Source organism: Mucilaginibacter sp., from assembly GCF_039207105.1.
Classification (GTDB): domain Bacteria; phylum Bacteroidota; class Bacteroidia; order Sphingobacteriales; family Sphingobacteriaceae; genus Mucilaginibacter.
In genome coordinates, this window is the sequence record NZ_JBCECK010000006.1 from 1 (window position 1) to 18,223 (window position 18,223).

At 41.8% G+C, this 18,223-nt stretch carries 16 protein-coding genes; 13 read left to right on the plus strand and 3 right to left on the minus strand.

What is annotated here, in order from left to right; genetic code table 11:
• The 6 genes from AAGC65_RS26160 to gldN form a co-directional block, all read left to right on the plus strand.
• The coding region (locus tag AAGC65_RS26160; RefSeq protein WP_407940657.1) for a DUF4271 domain-containing protein at nt 1-89 on the plus strand (89 nt) is incomplete at its 5' end.
• A 12-nt stretch (nt 90-101) separates the two neighbouring features.
• Nucleotides 102-866: a uroporphyrinogen-III synthase gene (locus tag AAGC65_RS02170; protein WP_343110830.1), complete on the plus strand. Its 765-nt coding sequence runs from the start codon at nt 102-104 to the stop codon at nt 864-866.
• A gap of 256 nt (nt 867-1,122) precedes the next feature.
• Nucleotides 1,123-2,433: an SUMF1/EgtB/PvdO family nonheme iron enzyme gene (locus AAGC65_RS02175; RefSeq protein WP_343110761.1), complete on the plus strand. Its 1,311-nt coding sequence runs from the start codon at nt 1,123-1,125 to the stop codon at nt 2,431-2,433.
• 49 nt (nt 2,434-2,482) lie between these two features.
• Nucleotides 2,483-3,283 carry a gliding motility protein GldL gene (gene gldL, locus AAGC65_RS02180; RefSeq protein WP_343110762.1) on the plus strand — a complete coding sequence of 267 codons (801 nt, stop codon included), beginning with the start codon at nt 2,483-2,485 and terminating at the stop codon, nt 3,281-3,283.
• A 41-nt stretch (nt 3,284-3,324) separates the two neighbouring features.
• A complete protein-coding gene (gene gldM / locus AAGC65_RS02185) occupies nt 3,325-4,824 on the plus strand; it encodes a gliding motility protein GldM (RefSeq protein ID WP_343110763.1) in 1,500 nt (499 codons plus the stop codon).
• Nucleotides 4,825-4,830: 6 nt separating this feature from the next.
• Nucleotides 4,831-5,826: a gliding motility protein GldN gene (gldN, locus tag AAGC65_RS02190; RefSeq protein WP_343110764.1), complete on the plus strand. Its 996-nt coding sequence runs from the start codon at nt 4,831-4,833 to the stop codon at nt 5,824-5,826.
• A gap of 210 nt (nt 5,827-6,036) precedes the next feature.
• On the opposite strand, the gene uvrC is transcribed toward gldN, so the two are convergent.
• The 3 genes from uvrC to AAGC65_RS02205 all read right to left on the minus strand — a co-directional run bounded on the left by uvrC (nt 6,037) and on the right by AAGC65_RS02205 (nt 13,267).
• Nucleotides 6,037-7,860: an excinuclease ABC subunit UvrC gene (gene uvrC, locus AAGC65_RS02195; RefSeq protein ID WP_343110765.1), complete on the minus strand. Its 1,824-nt coding sequence runs from the start codon at nt 7,858-7,860 to the stop codon at nt 6,037-6,039.
• Nucleotides 7,861-8,019: 159 nt separating this feature from the next.
• Nucleotides 8,020-10,266: a transglycosylase domain-containing protein gene (locus AAGC65_RS02200; protein WP_343110766.1), complete on the minus strand. Its 2,247-nt coding sequence runs from the start codon at nt 10,264-10,266 to the stop codon at nt 8,020-8,022.
• 1 nt (nt 10,267) lies between these two features.
• Complete coding sequence (locus tag AAGC65_RS02205) at nt 10,268-13,267, minus strand: tetratricopeptide repeat protein (RefSeq protein ID WP_343110767.1); 3,000 nt, start codon at nt 13,265-13,267, stop codon at nt 10,268-10,270.
• A 70-nt stretch (nt 13,268-13,337) separates the two neighbouring features.
• On the opposite strand from AAGC65_RS02205, the gene AAGC65_RS02210 reads away from it, so the two are divergent.
• The 7 genes from AAGC65_RS02210 (at nt 13,338) to atpA (ending at nt 18,146) form a co-directional block, all read left to right on the plus strand.
• A complete protein-coding gene (locus tag AAGC65_RS02210) occupies nt 13,338-13,568 on the plus strand; it encodes an AtpZ/AtpI family protein (protein WP_343110768.1) in 231 nt (76 codons plus the stop codon).
• On the plus strand, nt 13,565-13,951 hold the full coding sequence (locus tag AAGC65_RS02215; protein ID WP_343110769.1) for a hypothetical protein: 387 nt from the start codon (nt 13,565-13,567) through the stop codon (nt 13,949-13,951). The genes AAGC65_RS02210 and AAGC65_RS02215 overlap by 4 nt, the downstream gene beginning before the upstream one ends.
• Before the next feature lie 32 nt (nt 13,952-13,983).
• Nucleotides 13,984-15,045 carry a F0F1 ATP synthase subunit A gene (gene atpB / locus AAGC65_RS02220; RefSeq protein ID WP_343110770.1) on the plus strand — a complete coding sequence of 354 codons (1,062 nt, stop codon included), beginning with the start codon at nt 13,984-13,986 and terminating at the stop codon, nt 15,043-15,045.
• A 45-nt stretch (nt 15,046-15,090) separates the two neighbouring features.
• Nucleotides 15,091-15,300, plus strand: a complete 210-nt coding sequence (gene atpE, locus AAGC65_RS02225; protein WP_184548037.1) for an ATP synthase F0 subunit C — start codon at nt 15,091-15,093, stop codon at nt 15,298-15,300.
• A gap of 100 nt (nt 15,301-15,400) precedes the next feature.
• On the plus strand, nt 15,401-15,892 hold the full coding sequence (gene atpF / locus AAGC65_RS02230) for a F0F1 ATP synthase subunit B (protein ID WP_343110771.1): 492 nt from the start codon (nt 15,401-15,403) through the stop codon (nt 15,890-15,892).
• Between the two features lie 95 nt (nt 15,893-15,987).
• Entirely contained in the window at nt 15,988-16,533 is a 546-nt protein-coding gene (gene atpH / locus AAGC65_RS02235) for an ATP synthase F1 subunit delta (protein ID WP_343110772.1), read from the plus strand.
• A gap of 38 nt (nt 16,534-16,571) precedes the next feature.
• Nucleotides 16,572-18,146, plus strand: a complete 1,575-nt coding sequence (gene atpA / locus AAGC65_RS02240; RefSeq protein ID WP_343110773.1) for a F0F1 ATP synthase subunit alpha — start codon at nt 16,572-16,574, stop codon at nt 18,144-18,146.
• The last annotated feature ends 77 nt before the right edge of the window (nt 18,147-18,223 follow it).

Genomic DNA, 18,223 nt, shown 5'->3' on the forward strand with positions numbered 1-18,223 from the left:
TTCATAAGTTTTATTTATTTACGTATCTTTGTGCCCTCGAAATTTGCCCTATTTTAATTTTGATAAAGGCATTGAACATTAGAATTTAGTTAGTTAATAGAATTGATTTGGAAGACAGAAAGAAAAAGGTTAAAAGTATTTTAGTTACTTTATCAAAACCCGAAAACGATAAGAATCCGTATGCTGAACTGGCTAAAAAGCTAAATCTGAAAATTGATTTCAGGTCATTCATTCATGTTGAAGGTGTTCCGGCAAAAGACTTCAGGAAAGAGAAGATCAACCTGAGCGATTTTACCGCGGTTATCTTCACCAGTCGTAATTCTGCCGATCATTTTTTTCGCATATGCGAAGAAATGAGGTTTGAAGTGCCTGTAGAAATGAAATATTTCTGCCTTTCAGAAACTATTGCCCTTTATCTGCAAAAGTATATCCAGTACCGGAAACGTAAAATATTTTTTGGCAAACAAACCGCTGCAGATCTGGCAGAGGTGCTGAAAAAACATTCGTCCGAAAAATTCCTTTACCCTTGTTCTGATGTTGCTGCCGAAGAAACACAACGTTTCCTGCTTGAAAACGGTTATAACTTTACACCTGCTGTGCTGTTCCGTACAGTGTGCAGTGATCTGTCTGATCTGGCCGATGTATTTTATGATGTGATCGCCTTTTTCAGTCCGTCAAGCATTCAGTCATTATATAAGAATTTCCCTGATTTTAAACAAAACAATACACGCATAGCGGCTTTTGGGGCTACAACCCATAAGGCCGTGCTCGAAGCAGGACTGATCCTGGACATTCCGGCGCCAACCCCCGCGGCTCCGTCAATGACTATGGCTATAGAGCAATATGTTAAGTTAGTGAACAAATAAATATTGTAAAGTATTTAGCTTCTATTGTAACTTTTTTTTTATTATAAGCGTAGTAATGCCAACTAATTTACATCATTGTGATTAGCTTAGTGGCTTTATAATATACCATAATTTAACGCAAAAATAATGCGCAATTCATTTATTTTGGCTATATAGCGGCTTTAATTGAAATGTTTTTGCCGTTCTTGGCGCAAATTTTTGATATATTCGGAGTGTCATATGGTGTTATGGTTTATATAACTGAATTGGTTTAAAAATGAAGCAGATATACTTTTTAATAGTTGTTTTAGCTTGCGGGATATTGAGCGGTTGCAGCACGGGAGGAGACAGGGGAGAGGTTACCGGGATTCAGCAACGGTCGTTCAGGTCAGAAGTACCGTACGGCATGGTTTATATTCCCGGCGGGACTTTTCTGATGGGACAAACCGATCAGGATGTGACTTTTGCGCAAATATCGCAAACCAAGCAAGTTACTGTGGCTCCTTTCTTCATGGATCAAACTGAAACTACCAATAGTCAGTATAAACAATTTGTATATTGGGTGCGCGACTCCATAGCCATTACCAATTACGTAAACGATAATAAATATTATCTGCAGCCTAAAGGCGCTCCAGCCAACAACACCGGCAAAAAATTCATCAATTGGACATACGTAAAGAAAAACCCTATCTGGAGCAATAAAAAAGGCCAGACAGGCAATGCTCAAAAACTACAGGGCATGTATTACCAGGGTGAGGACCGTGTATTTGATCGCAATGAGATCGACGTTAGGATGTTGAAATATAACTACTCCATCATGGTATTGCGTGATGCAGCCAATTATAAAGGCGATAAAACCAAAAGACGTTCTGATTTTATTATGCGCGATACCGTAGCGGTTTATCCCGATACACTGGTTTGGCTGAGCGATTTTTCATACGCGGCCAATGAGCCTATGGTTGAAGGTTATTTCTCACATCCTGCCTTCCGTAATTATCCGGTAGTAGGCGTAACCTGGAGACAGGCCAGAGCGTATACCGTATGGCGTACACGTTATAACGATGCTTATAAAGATTCACGTCGCTTACCTCACCGCCAGCCTTACGGCTTGCCAACTGAGGCCGAATTTGAATACGCTGCCCGCGGCGGCAGGATAGGTACCGATTACCCTTGGGGTGGCCCTTATATTAAAAATGCAAAGGGTTGTTTACTGGCCAACTTTAAACCAGGTCGTGGCAATTATACAGATGATGGTGGTGCTTATACGGTAAATGTACGCTCATACTTCCCTAATGATTATGGGTTGTATAATATGGCGGGTAACGTAGCAGAGTGGACAGCATCTTCATTTGATGAATCAGCATCATCATTTGTGCATGACTTGGCACCAACATTTAATTACGAAGCTAAATCAACCGATCCGGAAGTGCTTAAACGTAAAGTTGTACGCGGCGGCTCATGGAAAGATGTTGGATACTTTTTGCAAAATGCAACCCGTACGTATGAATACCAGGATACCGCTAAATCATACATCGGTTTTCGCTGCGTAACTCAATACCTGGGCCGTGATATTAAAGACAAACGATAAACAAACTAATAAATACATCCATCTAACTAAAATTTATTTCTGAATTATTATGGCAGGGAAGAAAAAACCATACGGAATAGGAAACATAATATCAATTGGGGCAACCGTAGTTATCATCGGTTTGCTGTTTAAAATACAGCACTGGCCAATGGCATCAACATTTATAACCGTTGGATTAGGAGCTGAGGCAATACTGTTCTTTTTATTAGGATTACAGAGAGAAGATAAAGATATTGATTGGGTACGCGTTTACCCCGAATTGAGCGAGGATTTTAGCGGTGAATTACCAAAGGCATCAGCAAGACCGGTGATCAGCAATACGGCAAACAATACTCAGGCTTTAGATAAAATGCTGGAAGATGCCAAAATAGGTCCTGATTTGGTGCGCAGCCTTGGCGATGGCTTAAGAACATTTGGCGATAAAGTTGCAGCTATATCAAGAGTAACTGACGCGGGCGAAGCCACTATTGCTTTTACCGATAAAGTAAAAACAGCATCAGCAAGCTATGATAAATTAAGCAGCGCTTTTGACAAGGCATCAGCCAATTTAGCTGAAATGGCCAACTCAAATATCGATTCAAAAACATACCATGAGCAGGTAAATAAATTGGGCCGCAACCTGGCCGAATTGAATGCTGTTTATGAACTGGAGTTGCAGGATTCAAGCGCGCATTTGAAATCAATGAACAATTTTTATAAAAATCTGTCACTAACCATGAACAACTTTAATGAATCGTTAGATGATTCAAGGCAGTTTAAGGAAGAAGTGGGCCGTTTAGCTAAAAACCTGGCATCGTTAAACTCAGTTTACGGTAACATGTTAACAGCAATGAACCAACCCCGCGGTTAATTAATATAAAATAGATTTTTTACAAGATAAGTTTATAATAGATGGCCGGAGGTAAGGAAACCCCAAGACAGCGGATGATAGGTATATTATACCTGGTGCTTTTAGGCTTAATTGCCCTGAATGTTCCGGATAGCCTGTTAGACGCCTTTAAAAATATTACAAGCAGTTTAGATCAGTCAAGAAATAACGTTACTACCAGCTTGCAAAGCACGTATTCTGCATTTGAGGCTACCAAGTTGAAAGAGCAGCCCGAAAAGGCTCAAAAATTGGAGGAACAAGCAAAATCGGCAAGTAAAGCGGCAGACGATCTGAACGGATATATCGAAGAGTTAAAAGCAGAATTAATCAAAAGAGGTGGTGGTATTAATGCCGAAACCGGTGATGTTGATGCACGAGAAAGTCTGGATATATCTCCGGAAGTAATGATCAACGCGAAAAAAGCTGATGTATTAAAAGAAAAAATTGAAAGTACACGCATCCATTTAATGCAAATATTAGGTAAGGACAGTAGCGGTGTTAATTTTTCTTTAAATGCTGCTGCTACTAAAAATAAAAGCTGGCAGCAGGCCTATTTTGGTGATGGTATTCCATTGGGTGCCGCTTTAACAACATTAGCTAAAATACAGGCAGATAACAAAAACGCCGAAAACGAAGTGGTGAAAAAGATATTAGGTAAAGTGGATGTTGCTCAGGTAACTTTAAATCAGTTTAAAGCGGTTGCCGTTGCGCCAAGCAGTTATGTTTTGGCAGGGCAGCAATACAAAGCTGAAATCTACCTGACAGCTTACGATCAAAAATCAAATCCGGTAATTACGGTTGGCGGTTCATCTGTACCTACTTCAAATGGTGTAGGTACTTATACAGCTACTGCGAGCGGCGAAGGTTTACATACCTGGACTGGTAGTTTATCAGTTAAACAGGTTGAGGGCCCGCCAAAGGTATATCCTATATCAGCATCCTACATGGTGGCTAAACCATCGGCAGTTGTATCACCTGACAAAATGAATGTATTATACATTGGTGTACCTAATCCGCTTTCTGTATCAGCACCTGGTGTGCCTAAGGAGAGTATGAAGGTAAACATGTCTGGTGGTTCTATCAGCGGCAGCGGTGGTCATTATACAGCTACCGTGAGTACTCCGGGTACCGCTACAGTGACCGTAACCGGCGAAAAAGGTATGGTTTTAGGCTCGTCATTATTCCGTGTAAAACGGATCCCTGACCCTAAACCGCAGTTTGCAGGTAAAAGTGGCGGTAATACCAGCGCAGCCAACATCCGCGCGCAGGATAGGGTATTTGCCAGATTAGATAATTTTGATTTTGATGCTAAATTTAACGTAACACGTTTTACCGTACTTATAGTAAAGCCCCGCCAGGATGCCATTATATTAACAGGCAGCGGATCTGAACTTACAAGTGCCATGCGTGCTGCTATAAATACGATTACACCAGGCTCTACCGTAATATTTAAAGATATTGTAGCGGTTGGCCCTGATGGATCACCGAGAGGACTTGACCCGATTGTATTATCCGCAAATTAAAAGCGTATGAAAAAGAAAAGTTTGGTAGTTATTGTGCTGTGCTTAGTTTGTGTTTCGGCAGTATTTGCGCAGAAGCGTCCGGCTAAAAAGCGCACCAGAAGAGCTACTACCACTGCTACAACAAAGCAAACCGCACCCCAGGTTCAGCAGCAATCAAGCCAGCAGGACAATGTGGCCAGCCAGCCAGCTATTGATACTGCCAAACGCAAAGCTTTTGATCCTAATAAGCCGTTTGAGCGCCCGCTTGATGGGTATTACAAAAAAAATAATATCTTAAATGCACGGGTTACACCGTTGCCTAACATTCGCGAAAATGACGTGGTTTATGCTAAACGCATATGGCGCGAGATTGACGTTCGTGAAAAGATGAACCAATATCTGGCTTCGCCTAAAGCACGTTTAATTGATGTTCTGTTAAGCGCAATTTCTGCAGGTGAATTGACCGCATATGATCCGATACCCACCAGAGATGATCCGGGAGGCGATGCCTTTACCGTACCGCTTTCGGCAGGTGGCGCTAAATCAAAATTGGCCGATAGCTCTGTTGTGGATAAGTTTGATAAAGATGGTAATAAAATAAGTTCAGCATTGCAGGCCGGTGAGTTTAATCCGGATAGTGTGGTGAAATTCCGTATCAAGGAAGATTGGGTTTTTGATAAACAACGCTCAGTATTTGAGCCGCGCATTGTGGGGATTGCACCGTTAATTAAACCTAAAGCGGGTAATGTTGACCTGGATTACCAGCCTGCTTTTTGGGTATATTTCCCTGAAGCAAGACCAATACTGGCTACCAAAGAAGTGGCGAGCCGTAACAGCGATGCAACGGGCCTGAGTTTTGACGATGTTTTCATGAAACGAATATTTACCAGCTATATCGTGAAAGAAAGCAACGATAAAGACGAACGTATAAAAGACTATGCCCAGGGTATTGATAAGCTTTATGAGTCTGAGCGGGTTAAAAAGAACCTGATGGACTGGGAGCTCAACCTGTGGTCATACTAACCAAAACAAACCTAAATTTTACTAAAGGCTAAAATTCAAAACCACAAGGGTAATGGATTTTAGCCTTTTTTTGTTTTATATCGTGTGATATGTTTAATCAATTGTCATTGCGAGCGTAGCGTGGCAATCGCAAACATTACAGGCTAAATCTGCAGAGTTCGCGGTTGCTTCGTTGTTCCTCCTCGCAATTGACAGGATTTATTATTATAATTACCCATTACCTTCTTCAACAGCTTCCCCACCAAAGTAAGCTAAAATTGCTTTGGCCTGTTTCAGGTTAACTACTTCGAGTAACATCTCTTCGCTGGCTTCACGGATCTTTTTTACTGATTTAAAGTATTTCAACAGCTTTTCGGCGGTGGTTTTGCCGATGCCATCAATCAGCTCCAGCTCGGTGGCAAGGGTACCCTTATCGCGTATTTTACGGTGGAAGGTAATGCCAAACCGGTGAGCCTCATCGCGCAGATGCTGGATCACTTTCAGGGTCTCTGATTTTTTGTCCAGGTACATCGGATATTGATCGTTGGGATAAAATAGCTCTTCCAGGCGCTTGGCAATACCTATTACCGTAACCTGTTTATCAATACCCAACAATTTCAGACTGTGCATGGCAGATGATAACTGACCTTTGCCACCGTCAATAATTATTAATTGAGGTAGCTCGGTGCCCTCATCAAGCATGCGGCGGTAGCGGCGGTGTACAGCCTCTTCCATCGTAGCAAAGTCATTTGGCCCTTCTACAGTTTTAACGTGGAAATGCCGGTAATCTTTTTTAGATGGTTTGCCATCCTTAAATACCACAATGGCCGATACCGGATATTTGCCTTGAAAGTTGGAGTTATCAAAACACTCGATATGTCTTGGCAACTGGTTCATGCGCAGATCCTTCATCATCTGCGTCAGCAAGCGTTCGGTGCGGATCTCTGGGTTTAGCTTTTCATACTGGTCTATCTTTTCTTTTTTGAAGAATTGTACATTCTTCTGCGAAAGGTCAAGCAGTTTGCGTTTTTCGCCCAGTTTAGGTACGGTAAACTTAATTCCCGGGTGATCTTCAAGATTGATATCAAAAGGCACGATGATCTCTTTAGAATCGCTGTTGTAGCGGCTCCTGAACTCAGATATAGCCAGGGTTAGCAACTCTTCATCGCTTTCGTCTAGGCGCTTCTTGAGCTCAATGGTTTGCGTTTGAATGATAGTACCATTCATCACCTTTAAAAAGTTAACAAAGGCTATTTTATCTTCAGAGGCTATGCTGAAAACATCCACATCGGTTATAGATGAGTTAACAACGGTTGATTTGCTCTGGTAGTTCTCCAGTAAGTCGAATTTCCTTTTAAGACGATGTGCCAGCTCATAGTTATACTCAGCAACAGCAACATCCATTTCACCTTTTAAACGGCGTAATACAGCTCCGATCTTGCCGTTCAGGATATCTTTTATCTCCTCAATGCTGTTATCGTAATCATTCTCGGTTTGATAATTCTGGCATGGGCCTTTGCAGTTACCCAGCTGATATTCCAAACACACTTTGAATTTCCCCTTATCAATGTTCTCGCGCGTGAGGGCAAGGTTACAGGTACGCAGCGGATAGGTTTCTTTAATCAACCCCAGGATATTGTGCATCATGCTTACGGAAGCATAAGGCCCGAGGTATTTAGAGCCATCTTTTACGATACGCCTTGTCCAGAAAATGCGCGGATAGTTTTCGTTTTTAATAATGATCCAGGGATAAGTCTTATCATCCTTAAGCATCACGTTATAGCGTGGCTGATGCTTTTTGATCATGCTGTTTTCCAGCAGCCAGGCATCTACCTCGGTATCAACAATGGTGAATGTTATGTTGCGAATTTTGGATACCAGAACCCTGGTTTTGGCATTGATATGTATATCCTGATTGAAATAGGAGCCAACGCGATTGCGCAAATCTTTGGCCTTACCAATATAAATCAGTTCGTTCTCACTATCCCAATACTGGTATACCCCAGGTTTATGCGGTATGTTTTTTAATGCAATTTTGTAATCGAATTTCTCCATTTCCCAGATCAGTACTCACAATGCCTTATTTGTCATCCTGAGGTACGAAGGATCTATTGCACTATATTAAGTTGTTAATAGATTCTTCTATCTTTCAGAATGACAAATTGTATTTTAACTTTTAATTTCTAAATGAACAGATAAACTAATGAATAATTCTTAGAAATCCAGCTTTTTATCAACCTCATTAGTGCCCTGTTGCTGCTGGTTGTATTGGTTACAGTCCATCACAATGCTTACCCCGTTTTTAGGTGCATCAAAGTCAACAGTTTTTTTAATGCCGAGGGCCGGGTTGGCATATACCTTTTTCATATACAACGCAAATATAGGCAGGGCGCTATTGGCACCTTCGCCAAGCCTGGTCGACTGGAAGGCGATGTCGCGATCTTCGCAGCCTGTCCATAAGCCGGTAACCAGTTGTGGAGTAATACCAATAAACCAACCGTCGGAGTTGGCATTGGTTGTACCTGTTTTGCCACCAATAGGGTTGTTCAATTTATATTTCCATTGCAGCCTTGAACCGGTACCATCCTGAATAACGCCTTTAAGCATGTATGTCATTACGTAGGCGGTTTGCGGGTTCATAGCCTGTACCACTTTTGGGGTGTGGGTATACAGTACGTTGCCGTTTTTATCTTCAATTCGTAAAATGTAGGTCGGCTCTGTCCATAAGCCATGATTAGCAAATACGGAGTAAGCCCCGGTCATTTCAAATACTGACGCATCAAAAGTACCCAGGCAAATTGAAGGATAAGGAGGTACCGGGCTGGTGACACCCATTTTCTTGATCAGTTCCACAACCGGTTCGGGTTTAACCTCACTCATCACGTGGGCGGTTACCCAGTTTTGCGAATGTGCCAAAGCCTGGCGCAAGGTAATAAAGCCCGGTAAAGTTTCTGACGGCGACGAACGCGGGCACCAGGGCTCGCCATATCCACGAATGGTATCGGGCACGTTATTGATCTTCATACAAGGCGAGTAACCATTGTCAATAGCTACAGCATAAGTAAACGGCTTAGCGGTTGAACCTACCTGACGGGTACCGTTTTTAACCTGATCATACTTAAAATGTTCAAAGTTGGTACCGCCTACCCAGGCTTTTACATAGCCGGTGGTAGGGTCCATACTCATGAGCGCGTTACGCAATAACATCTTGCTATAAACAATAGAGTCAATAGGTTTCATCAGGGTGTCGATGTCGCCGTGCCAGGTAAATATGTTTACTGTGGTTTTGGTGTTGAAGTTCGTTTTAATGTCTTCATCATCCATTCCTTGGGCCTTAAGCTGTTTATAGCGGTCAGATCTCAGCATACCCTGATTGATCAGGAACTTAAAGTTGTGGATGTTTCTGGCCAGGTTCTGTCCGCGCCAGTGGTCATTAAATTGTACCTGCAGGTTTCGCATATACTCCTGTTGGGCTTCCTCGGCATATTGCTGCATGGTAGCGTCAATGGTAGTGTATATTTTCAGGCCGTCGCGGTCAAGGTCATAAGGGTTACCATCGGGGCGGGTAATATTCTGTTCTTTAAACAGTTTTTGCAGCTCCTTTTTTAATACCGATCTGAAGTAAGGTGCTGGCCCGTCAAAATGATTGTTCGGGTGAAAATCCAGCCCAAGTGGTTTTTGTTTAAGCTCTTCTGCCTGTCCCTGGCTCAGATCGCCTTTTTCAACCATTCGGTTAAGTACCAGGTTACGGCGTCTCAGCGCGTTTTCCGGATGGCGGGTAGGCGAGTAGATACCCGGGCCATTAACCATACCAACTAACAAGGCCGCCTGATCTGGTGTCAGCTTATCAGGGGTGGTATTAAAGTAAGTACGTGCTGCCGATTTAATGCCATAGGTATTATAAGCTCCAAAATCAACTGTATTGAGGTACATGGTTAATATTTCCTCTTTAGTGTAGTGGCGTTCCAGCTTTACAGCGGTTACCCATTCCTGCATCTTCTGTACAATGCGTTTAAAAGGGTTGGCTGCCCTTTCAGAAAAAAGATTTAGCGCCAATTGTTGTGTAATGGTACTGCCCCCCTGTTTTTGACCGATAAGCAAATGCAGGAAAATAGTAAAGCTGCGACCAAAATCAATACCCGAGTGTTCAAAGAAGCGTTTATCTTCGGTAGCTACAAGGGCATTGACCACATATGGAGATAATTCTTTATAGGTTACGTTTGATCTGTTTTGTATATAATAAGTACCTAACACCTTTTTATCAGATGATATAACCTCAGATGCCTGGTTGCTTTTAGGGTTTTCCAGATCGCGGAAAGATGGTAGCTGACCAAATACGTCAAAAATAGTAAGTGCTATCATGATAGCTACAAATACAAAGCCTGCTATCACTGTGCGCCATATGTACCAATTATAATGTTTTATATCCTGTTGGGTAAGCTTGGGCTTAGTAGTTCTCATTTCAATAATTTTTCTGGTAATAGTCAATATAACTATCCACTGTTTTTTGATCGGCTAATTTATCCAGATTTTCCTTGGTAATGATAAAAAAACTGTATTTATCCTTTGGTACCTTCATGATATCTGGCATCAGCGGGATAATACTTTTAGCATATTTCCGGGCATCGCTAAGGCTGTGAAAGCGGCCAACGAAAATGATCTGATCATCGGGGCCAGCATTAACCAGTTCATGTTTAAAGCCATAACCAAAGTAGCGGGTACGGTTAAATTGCCCAATACCAAAACGTGAAGATGCCAGGTTAGTTGTACCACTGGTAACATTTATAGCAAAATAGTAATTAGCGCTATCCCGCTTTGAAAATATGGATGTAACGTTCAGCGATTTTACCTCTGCCTTAACAGGGGTAGCTGCACTATCCGGCTGACCTGTTTTGCTGGCCTGTTGTAACTCATAGGCCGGCATCTGTATGTGGTTATCTGTCAGTTTGCCTTGTTGTTGGCTTAGCTGTGTGTTGATCTTGCCATTTGCAGCAGCCAGATTATTCAATGGTGCGCTAACCGGGTGCTTATACTCCTCAACTTGTTGCGATGGAATAAAGCCTTTACGGTATTCTGTTTGTTTTTGATAGGCAACAGGCGGCGTAAATGGTATAGCATCCGGATCATCATCGGTTAATACCACTGGTCTTAAGGCTACATCAGTTTTGTTAGCTTCAATATAGGCCAGGTGTTGCTTGGCTAAAGGCGTTACCAGCGCATCATCCGGATATTTTTCAACTATCTGCGTCATATCGGCCACAAATGGTGTCATTTTTTCCTGGTGTCCAGCGGCTATCGCTTTTAAGTAATACAGTTGCGCCGCAAAGCGGTTATCAGGATATCTTTTCAGCAGATCATCGGCACTACTGATTACTTCGGTATATTTCTTTTGCTCATAGAAGTCAAAAACACTGTTGTAAAACACATTGAACCCGGCATTGGCGTCATCCAGTTTTTTGCCATACTCCGGATCAAGAATAACCCTCGCGAAGGCGGTTTGAGGGTATTCTTTCAGGATCTTGTTTTTATATAGTTCTGATTTAGCGGCATCAATATCGGCATATAGCCTGTACAGGTTGTAATATATAGCAGGCTTATCCTGATTGTCTGGGAAACGGGCAAGCATTTTTTCAAAGGTGGCAATAGCCTCTTTCTTATCTTCCAATACATCGCGGTACAAGTTACCCAGGTCAAGATAAGCGTTGTAGATACGGATGTTTGATTGCTTGAGCATATCAGGCGTAAGCGGCAGGTCATGAACCAGCTGTGCTTTATAACCATCATCTTCAGAAACAGCACCGGGTTTTCCATTAGCATCAGCAGGCTTATCTGTAGCGCCGTTCTGAGCCAGTGCGTTTGTAGGCATGCCACTGTTTGATCGCTTACTGCGCCTCCAGTTATCTTCCAGTTTACGGTTGCCCCACTGCCGTTTAAAGGAGGTATAACCCTGGCTTACCGCATTGGTGTTATAAAAATAGAAAGAGCTTGCGGCACTATTTTGATTAGCTTGCGCGTTTTGTGCTATTTGTCTGTTTTGTCCTTTTGCTCCTTTTTGTCCGGGCTGATTGAGTTGATTGTTTTGAAGCAGGGGATCGGTTGGCGCGTTTAAATTAAAGCTATTACTGAACGGATCGCCGGTGTTGGTAACCGCTTCAGAGGCAGCCTTTTCCTGTGCAATTTTACGGGCAACCATAGCATCTATACGTGTATTGCGCGTTTTTTCATCAAGCCCGGCCAGTACCTGCAAGGTATCTTCGCGAGATATGGTTTCCAGCAAGCCGGTGAGTAGTTGCAGGTTGTCACTTTTTTTGAGGATAAGCTGGTAGCCCGGGTAGCCCGTAGGCAAATAAGTTAATGTGCTATCATAATATACCTTGGCGCTTGGGTAATCGGCCTTGTCCTTAAAATCAATTTCGGCAATACGCAGGTATGATACCCCTTTTTGGGTTTGGTTCTTGGTACTGTGCCAAACTGATAGCTTGTAGTTTTTGATGGCATTATCAATATCCTTAGTCAGGTAATACTGAGCAGCTATGTGATAATAGATCTGATCAAAAAAATCGCTGTTGTCGTGGTTCTTTAACAGTTTACGCAGCAGGTCTATTTTGCTTAGTTTAACACCATCGCGGTTATCCTGTATGCGTATGCGGTTTAAATTGGCGTTAAAGGCCATCTCAAACGATGCGTTGCTTTGAACAATACTGGTGTAATTGCTATAGGCGTCGGCAGGTTTTAAATTAAGCTCCTGCAGTTGTGCCAAAATGAACGTCCATCGTAGTTTTAGCTTTTTTGTAGGGCCGTAATCAATGGCCTGTTTAGCATCTGCTTCGGCCTCAGCATAATTTTGCGTGTTGATATTGTATTGCAACCTGGTAGCATATACATCGGCAGCAAAACTCTTTTTGGGCTTTTTAGGGTCGATGTTCTGCATGGCCGAATCGATAACGGCTTTGGCTTGCGGCATATCTTTAAGATATATAAGTGCTCTTGCTTTCCAGATGAGTGCTTCCTGAACTAAAGCGGCATTTTTATTAAAAGAACGGCCTACGTAGCTGAAATACTCTACCGCGTCAAAATAGCTTCCTTCCAAATAGCGGGCCTTGCCCATAACCAGGTAAGCATTGCCAATATAATGGCTTTGTTCTTTAAGGTTAATGATGGTATTGGCTTTAGTGATAGCCAGCTCCATATCCTTATCTGGCGTGCCGCTTTGCGATGAAGTATCCGGGTAAACATTAAGCAGCTCGGTATAGGCATCAGGAAATGATGTAGCGTAACTTTCCTGCTTAAGGCGTAATAACTCATTGGCGTTAAACAGGATATTATAGTGTGCGGTAAGATTTTGCATGGAACGGTTGAAGCCGCTTTTCTTTTCGAGCGAGCAGCCTGCAACAATAAAAATAAGTGCTAACAGTAAAAAATTACTGGGTTTACGCGTGATAGATATAGATAATTGCCTCAAAATAAGCTATTGGTTTTAAAAGCATTGCTAAAATACTAAAGATTATACAATAGGTTTAATAAATTTGCGCATGTCAAAAAATGAACCGTTGAACGATCCTGAAAGAGGCAGGCAGCTAAACAGTTATGCCAAGTATAGCAGCGTAGGCTTCCAAATGATCGTGATCATCGGGTTGTTTGCCTTTGCCGGTTATAAAATTGATGAGTCTGCCGGTCACGAAGTAAAGTGGGTGACGGCAGTGCTGTCATTAGTTGGGGTTTTTATTGCGTTGTATATTGTTATCAGATCTGTAAAAAATTGAAGCTGCCATCTACCGTAGTATCGTATTTATTGTTTGTTATTATTACCGCTGTACCGCCGTTGGTATTAACTTATACCGGCCATGCAGATTGGTTGGTTCCGCAATTTTGGCTGTTGTTCTTTTTTATATCCGGGCTTACCTTTTTAACGGTAGCTTCTATATTGTTAGTGGCTAAAATTAACCCTGAAATGTATGCTCAGGCTTTTTTGGCAGGCACTACCGTTAAAATATTAGCCAGTATGATTTTCGCGCTGATTTTTCTTTTAAAAATCAAGGTAAATAAGTATGTTTTCGCGGCCGATTTTTTTTATATATATTTCTTGAATATGGCCTTTGAAATTTATGGTTTGTTATGTAACTTGCGCAACCAAAATTTAAAGTAAGAATCTCGCAATTAATGGATTTTAGCCACATTTTGAACTCAAAAAAAATAACCCTGAGCGTAGTTTTAAGCATTTTTTCATTGCTTTTCACCTACAAGGCGTTTGCCGTACAAGAACCAAAAACGCAGGAAATTGCTGTAGAAAGCAAGGAAACGGAAAAGTTTGATCCAAGTGCGACAATACTTGAACACATCGGCGATTCTCATTATTATCACGTAGGCGGACACATCGCGTTTCCGTTGCCCGTGATTCTTTACACCGATAAAGGTCTGGAAATTTTTTCATCTGAACAATTTGAAGAAGGCGAAAAGGTTTATCAGGGTAAGTATTACAAATACGCGCTGATAAAAGACAAGATCAAAGCCGTTACAGGTGAGGATAAGACTATTGATGAAACTGCGCATGTAACTGATTTTTCTATCACTAAGAACGTTGCTTCCATGTGGTTGTCGGTACTGTTGCTATTCATTATATTCTTTAGCATAGCCGCTGCTTACAAAAAACGGGTTGGTAAAGCTCCTAAAGGCTTACAATCATTGCTTGAGCCTGTGATCCTGTTTATCAGAGATGAGGTTGCGTTGCCTAACATCGGTTACAAATACCAGCGCTTCATGCCGCTGTTGTTAACCGTGTTTTTCTTTATCCTGATCAATAACCTGATCGGTATGGTGCCATTCTTTCCGGGTGGTTCAAACGTAACAGGTAATATAGCCGTAACATTTGTATTGGCAGTAATTGCCCTTATTGTGGTGAACGTAAACGGCAACAAATACTACTGGAAACATATTTTTGCTCCTGATGTGCCATTTTGGTTGTACCCAATTATGTGGATAGTGGAGCTGGCCGGTATCATTTCAAAACCATTCGCGTTAATGGTGCGTTTGTTTGCTAACATCATGGCAGGCCACGTAATTGTTATCGCTTTAATATCTTTAATATTTATTTTCCAAACGCTGGGTATAGCGCCTGTATCGGTAGCATTTACCTTGTTTATTGATGTACTGGAGCTTTTGGTTGCATTTTTACAGGCCTTTATATTTACCATGCTTATGGCATTGTTTATAGGTAGCGCCGTTGAAGAGCACCATCATTAATTTGTATTTTATAATAACACTATATTAACTTTTAAATTTAAAAACATGACTGGAAGTATTGCTGCGTTAGGTGCAGGTTTAGCAGTTATCGGTGCTGGTATCGGTATCGGACAAATTGGTGGCAAAGCCATGGAAGGTATTAGCCGTCAGCCAGAAGCTGCTGGTAAAATTCAAACAGCCATGATCATCGCTGCAGCCCTTGTAGAAGGTGTTGCATTGTTTGGTGTGATTGTAGCTTTGTTAGGTAATAAATAATTATTGCCTCAAGAAAAGGAAACCATGTGTGCAACGATTGGTTGCACCGTGGTTTTTAATTGAAGATTCACTTTGATATAAATATATAAGGTTAACAAAAATGGAATTAGTTACACCGGAATGGGGCTTGGTTGCCTGGACCACGATCACTTTTTTAATACTACTTGTTTTACTGAAAGCATTTGCCTGGAAACCGATCATGAACGCCATCAATGACCGTGAAAAGTCAATTGAAGATGCGTTACTAAAGGCCGAAGCAGCTAAAGAAGAAATGTCGCGCTTAACCGGCGAAAACGAATCGTTAATTAAACAAGCCCGTGCCGAACGCGACCTGATATTGCATGAAGCTAAAAAGGTAAAAGAGCAAATGATTGCAGATGCTAAAGAAACAGCACATAAAGAAGGTGCCCGTATGATTGAGCTTGCCCGTGTTGAGATCAACAATCATAAAGCAATCGCGATGGCTGATGTTAAAAATCAGGTAGCTACCTTATCTATACAGATTGCAGAAAAGCTTTTGCAAAAACAGCTTGAAGATCAAAAAAGCCAGGACGAACTGGTTGCCCAACTATTAAAGGAAGTAAAATTATAGTTATATAGATTGTAGATATGAGATGTGAGATATGAGACAAATAATATGTTTTAATCTCAAATCTCAGATCTCAAATCTCACATCTCAAAAAAGATATGTCAGAATTAACAGTAGGAGCCAGGTACGCCAAATCGCTTATTGATCTTGCACAGGAACAAAATCTTGTTGATGTGGTCAAGGCTGATATGAACCTTTTTATACATACCCTTAAGGCTAATCCTGAGCTTAAGGCTGTTTTAAGTAACCCGGTTATAGCCCAGGTTAAAAAAACTAAGATACTTGATGAGGTATTTTTAAATAAGGTTAATAAAGTAACCATATCCTTTTTTAAGCTGATGGTTGATAAAGGCCGTGGCGAGGTGTTATATGCTACAGCTAATGAATACATCAACCTGTACAACATTAAAAAGCATATCACCAAGGCTACAGTAACATCAGCATCTCCGTTATCGGCAGCTAATGAAAAAGTTATTATTGCCGAAGTAGAAAAAGCTGTTGGCGGTACAGTAGAACTTACAGCAAAGGTTGATTCTGCATTAATTGGTGGTTTTGTACTTACTGTAGGTAGTACACAAATGGACACCAGTGTATTGGGAAGCCTTAAAAAATTACAAAAAGAATTTGCCGGGACGGCAGCATAATTACATAAAAACTAAAACTCTAAATAAAATTAAAAAAGATGGTAGAGGTTAGACCAGACGAAGTATCAGCAATTTTGCGTCAGCAGTTGGCAGGCTTCAAGTCAGAATCTGAATTAGAAGAAGTGGGTACCGTATTGCAAGTTGGCGACGGTATTGCACGCGTTTACGGATTAACAAAAGTACAATCAGGCGAGCTTGTTGAATTTGGAACAGGCCTGCAAGGTATAGTACTGAACCTTGAAGAGGACAACGTGGGTGTGGTATTGTTAGGTAAATCTGACGATATTAAAGAAGGTGATACCGTAAAACGTACCAACCGTATCGCGTCAATCAACGTAGGCGAAGGCATGCTTGGCCGTGTTGTTGACACCCTGGGTAACCCAATTGATGGTAAAGGCCCTATTACAGGTGATACTTACGAAATGCCGTTGGAGCGTAAAGCACCAGGTGTTATCTATCGCCAGCCGGTAACCGAGCCTTTGCAAACAGGTATTAAAGCGATTGACGCGATGATCCCTATCGGCCGTGGACAACGTGAGCTGGTAATTGGTGACCGCCAAACCGGTAAAACCGCTGTTTGTATCGATACCATCATCAACCAAAAAGAATTTTTTGATGCCGGTAAACCGGTTATCTGTATATATGTAGCTTGCGGTCAAAAAGCATCTACAGTAGCAAACATTGTACGTACGCTGGAAGAAAATGGCGCTATGCCTTATTCTATCGTTGTAGCTGCAAACGCTTCAGATTCTGCAACCATGCAGTTCTTTGCTCCGTTTGCCGGTGCAGCTATCGGCGAGTACTTCCGCGATACCGGAAGGCCTGCTTTGATTATCTATGATGATTTGTCAAAACAAGCTGTTGCTTACCGTGAGGTATCATTACTATTACGTCGTCCACCAGGCCGCGAGGCTTACCCAGGTGACGTATTTTACCTGCACAGCCGTTTATTAGAGCGTGCCGCTAAGATCAACTCAAACGATTCTATCGCTCAGCAAATGAACGATCTTCCGGAGTCTATCAAAGGTATCGTGAAAGGTGGTGGTTCATTAACCGCACTTCCAATCATCGAAACTCAAGCTGGTGACGTATCTGCTTATATCCCAACCAACGTGATCTCTATTACCGATGGTCAGATATTCCTGGAGTCAAACCTGTTTAACGCGGGTGTTCGTCCGGCTATCAACGTAGGTATCTCTGTATCACGTGTAGGTGGTAACGCGCAGATTAAATCAATGAAAAAAGTAGCTGGTACGTTGAAACTTGACCAGGCTCAATACCGCGAGTTAGAGGCTTTCTCTAAATTCGGTTCTGACCTTGATGCTTCAACCAAAACCGTACTGGATAAAGGTGTACGTAACGTAGAGATCCTGAAACAAGGTCAGTATTCACCAGTATCAGTTGAAAAACAAGTTGCTATCATTTACTTAGGTACTAAAAACTTAATGCGTAATGTACCGGTAAAAGACATCAGGAAGTTTGAAACAGAATTTACCGATCAGTTAGAGGCTCGTCACCCAGAGGTGTTAGCTGCCCTTAAAGCAGGTAAATTTGATGATCAGCTAACCGGTGTACTGGAAACAGTAGCAAAAGACCTGGCTGGAAAATATTAATTTTAGTATCAAGTAGTTAGTATCAAGTATCAAGACTAAAAAGATCTCGATACTTGATGCTCAAAACTTGATACCAA

What these genes read in the sequence shown, in the direction of transcription:
- gldL (WP_343110762.1), top strand. Translation starts at nt 2,483, where the DNA reads ATGGCAGGGAAGAAAAAACCATACGGAATAGGAAACATAATATCAATT.
- AAGC65_RS02175 (WP_343110761.1), top strand. Translation starts at nt 1,123, where the DNA reads ATGAAGCAGATATACTTTTTAATAGTTGTTTTAGCTTGCGGGATATTG.
- AAGC65_RS02210 (WP_343110768.1), top strand. Translation starts at nt 13,338, where the DNA reads ATGTCAAAAAATGAACCGTTGAACGATCCTGAAAGAGGCAGGCAGCTA.
- AAGC65_RS02200 (WP_343110766.1), bottom strand. Translation starts at nt 10,266, where the DNA reads ATGAGAACTACTAAGCCCAAGCTTACCCAACAGGATATAAAACATTAT.
- atpF (WP_343110771.1), top strand. Translation starts at nt 15,401, where the DNA reads ATGGAATTAGTTACACCGGAATGGGGCTTGGTTGCCTGGACCACGATC.
- atpE (WP_184548037.1), top strand. Translation starts at nt 15,091, where the DNA reads ATGACTGGAAGTATTGCTGCGTTAGGTGCAGGTTTAGCAGTTATCGGT.
- atpH (WP_343110772.1), top strand. Translation starts at nt 15,988, where the DNA reads ATGTCAGAATTAACAGTAGGAGCCAGGTACGCCAAATCGCTTATTGAT.
- uvrC (WP_343110765.1), bottom strand. Translation starts at nt 7,860, where the DNA reads ATGGAGAAATTCGATTACAAAATTGCATTAAAAAACATACCGCATAAA.
- atpA (WP_343110773.1), top strand. Translation starts at nt 16,572, where the DNA reads ATGGTAGAGGTTAGACCAGACGAAGTATCAGCAATTTTGCGTCAGCAG.
- gldM (WP_343110763.1), top strand. Translation starts at nt 3,325, where the DNA reads ATGGCCGGAGGTAAGGAAACCCCAAGACAGCGGATGATAGGTATATTA.
- gldN (WP_343110764.1), top strand. Translation starts at nt 4,831, where the DNA reads ATGAAAAAGAAAAGTTTGGTAGTTATTGTGCTGTGCTTAGTTTGTGTT.